At 55.1% G+C, this 3,380-nt stretch carries 3 protein-coding genes; all 3 read left to right on the top strand.

Features of this window, described 5'->3' with window-relative positions:
- Window positions 1-735, top strand: a 735-nt coding sequence (locus ACESLU_RS13225) for a sulfatase/phosphatase domain-containing protein (protein ID WP_372639104.1), incomplete at its 5' end; no start/stop codon positions are given.
- A 334-nt stretch (window positions 736-1,069) separates the two neighbouring features.
- On the top strand, window positions 1,070-2,698 hold the full coding sequence (locus tag ACESLU_RS13220) for a sulfatase (protein ID WP_372639103.1): 1,629 nt from the start codon (window positions 1,070-1,072) through the stop codon (window positions 2,696-2,698).
- Window positions 2,699-3,056: 358 nt separating this feature from the next.
- Window positions 3,057-3,179, top strand: a complete 123-nt coding sequence (locus ACESLU_RS13215) for a hypothetical protein (RefSeq protein ID WP_372639102.1) — start codon at window positions 3,057-3,059, stop codon at window positions 3,177-3,179.
- Window positions 3,180-3,380 lie beyond the last annotated feature (201 nt).

Here is a 3,380-nt window from a genome sequence, read left to right as displayed (position 1 = left end):
GGTGACGTTTGCGGACGTGACAACGGGGCGCCCTTCCCGCGGGCTAAGGGGACGGTCTATGATGCGGGGGTGCGAACGCCACTGATATTCCACTGGCCGGAGCGCGTTGAGGCGGGCAGCCGATACGGGGGGCTGACCAGCGTGATTGATCTGGCCCCGACCCTGCTGGAGCTGACCGGCGCCCCCATCCCCGGGAGCATGCAGGGAAGGAGCATCCTGGGTGTGCTGTCCGATCAGACGCTGCCGGGCCGGGAGTATGTCTACAGCGAGCGGAACTGGCACGACAGCGACGAGCACATCCGGAGCCTGCGCACCGAGCGTTTCCGGCTCATCCAGAACGCCTACGTGGGGCTCCCGCACGGCACGCCCGCGGACATCGGGGGCAGTCCTTCGTTCCGGAGCCTGATTGAGGGCAAGAAAGAGGGTACGCTCACGCATGCGCAGTCCCGGCTGTTTGAGGCGCCGCGTCCCCGCATCGAGCTGTACGACCTGCAGGAAGATCCCTGGGAAACCCGAAACGTGGCGGCCAGCTCGGAGCACTGGGAGAAGGCCCGCGAGCTGGCCCAGCAGCTCAACGACTGGAGAGAAGAGACCGGCGACTTTCCCCCTCATCTGCGGGTACGGGACGACCACACAGATCGCATGACCGGCGTCTGGTTTTCGGGGGAAATTCCGCCCATGCGCAACCTCCGGGAGCAGAAAGATAGCACCGGTAGCAAGGAGTCCCGGCAATAGAAGCTTTTAAAATCAGTCCCGAAGCATCGGGAAATATCAAAGCCTGAGTGCGTCTACAATTACTGCATGTAGGGGCATATGTGAAGATCTGAAATGCGCGAAAATGCAGAGATTAACCAAAAGAACGGGTTTGCTGTGTTTTCGTTAAGGAAGTGCAATAGGAAGGATTAAGCTTGTGGGACGCCTCCACAGGTTTCACCCAAGCGGCTTATATTCATGTTGCAATGAAGAAATAAAGGTAATACCAATTAAATAAACGTCGATTGACAAGATGACTTTTCAATATCTGTATTCATACAAGTGTAAGTTTATTCGCCTTTTAAAACGATGTTGGTTGCCAGTTCTGTTCATTGCTATAGCCGGAGGAGGGCAGTTGTCAGTGGGACAATCCTATAGCACCGCCGCATCCGGGACCGGAACGAGTTCTTCGGATGCCGGAGTGGAGAAGCCGCCCAACATCATCGTCATGTATTCCGACGACCACACCGCCCAGTCCATCGGCGCCTACCGCGAGGCGCTGAATTACGGGCTCAAGCTGGATCACACGCCCACCCCCAACATCGACCGGATGGCAGAGGAGGGCATGCGCTTCGACAACGCTTTTGTCACCAATTCCATCTGCAAACCCTCGCGTGCGGTATTGCTGACGGGGCAGCACAGCCATCTGAACGGGGTATTAACTAACTTGCAATCGATTGACGTGGATCTGGAAACGTTTCCCAAACTGCTCCAAAAGGCCGGCTACCAGACCGCCATGATCGGGAAGTGGCACCTGGGCACCGAACCCCAGGGCTTTGATTATTACGAAGTACTCTATGGACAGGGGCCCTATTACAACCCGACCATGCGAACCCCGGAGGGCGACGTGGATTACCAGGGTCATACGACCGGGATTATTACCGATATGGCATTGCGTTGGCTGCGCATGGATCGGGATCGGGACGAGCCGTTCATGATGATCTACAACCACAAGGCCCCGCACCGTGAATGGCTGCCGGGTCCGGCTCTGAACGACTATCAAGATCGGGACCTGCCGGAACCTTCTTCGCTGTTTTATGACTATTCCGGACTGACGACCGCGGCCCATGAGCAGGATATGGAGATCGGAGAGGTTGGAGGTTCCAATATGAACTGGGGAAGAGATCTGAAAGTGCCCCTGCATCCCGAAACGGGTGAAACAAACGAGGGCTGGAATAACTTGGTCAAAGGAAACAGGCTGACCGATGAGCAGCTGGAACGCATCAAAGAAGCGTATGCGGAGGACAATAAGTATCTCTACGAAAATTACGAGCAAATGTCCGAGGAGGAACGGCTGCGCTGGCGGTACCAGCGGTATGTCAAGGACTACCTGAGGGTCATTCGTGAAGTCGATGATGAGGTGGGACGAATGATGGATTACCTGAAACGTGAGAACCTGCTGGACAACACCGTGGTGATCTACGCCGGAGACCAGGGCTTCTTCCTGGGCGAAAACGGCTGGTTTGACAAGCGCTGGATCTACGAAGAGTCGATGCGGATGCCGCTGATTGTCCACTGGCCGGAAGGTATTGCCCCGGAGTCGGTCAACAAGCAGCTCGTACAGAACCTCGACCTGGCCCCCACGGTGCTGGACCTGGCCGGTGCGGAAATCCCCGGGCAGATGCAGGGCCGCTCGCTGGTCCCTCTGCTGAAAGGCGAGGAGCCCGCCGACTGGCGCGATGCGGTGTATTACCACTATTATGAGGGTCCCGAACTGGAAAGGGGATGGCATGACGTGGCCAAACACTACGGCGTTCGCACAGACCGGTACACCCTGGCCCACTTTTATACCCATGACGAGTGGGAACTGTTTGACCTGGAGGAGGACCCCGAACAGCTGCAGAGCGTTTATGGCGACCCGGAGTATGCCGAGGTACAGGAAGAGCTCAAGCAGAAAATCAGGGAGCTCCAGCAGCAATACGAGGTTGAAGATCCGGAGAGGTAGGCATGGATCGCCGGAATTAATCCTCGTTTTACCTTGGTTATAGGACCTGCAAGGGAAAGGCGGGGGGGAATGAAATGAGAAGCCTACGATGCGGTCCACGCAAGGTCTTTATTGTTAGCTGGCCGGGAGTTGTTGAACCGGAACCGGTCAGCCGAAAACGAATTGATACGTCCCCGGTATTCTCGATTTGAGGTGAGGCTGGTCGTTTTGGTTCTAAGCGGGAGTAGTCCGGACCAAACACCGATAATTTCGTTTAAGGAGGGCTGCTATTCGGGACTGCCCATGGAAGCTGATCTAAGTCTATTAAAATTTTGGAGGCCGGAGGATTCGCTGTCGTAATTTGCATTGAAGCGGGTTCGTGGATTCTGTAGGACAATTGTATCACCTTGACGGGGACCTCTTCGAGATAAACAACCTCTCGATGGAGCATCCTGAAGTGGCTGAGTGGCTCCAGACTCGACTTCGAGCTCTTGATGAGTAGTGACAGCCTCGTTGTTAGTTCTGTATGGAACGTTTCCCTTTCACCTGTGCACTACGCATTGAAGATTTTTTTCTGGGATAATAGTGGGCGAGCGCTGTGTATATTAGTTTCTGTAAAAGTAGGTAAGGAATTGGAAAAAAAGAAAGGCCATGGCTAGGTTTGATTGAATCACCAAAACCCAAACCAAACCATCGATGCCAT

It is taken from the genome of Fodinibius sp. (genome assembly GCF_041642155.1).
Taxonomy (GTDB): Bacteria; Bacteroidota; Rhodothermia; order Balneolales; family Balneolaceae; genus Fodinibius.
Note: the sequence above shows the minus strand (reverse complement) of the source record. Positions and strands in the feature narration are given on the sequence as shown.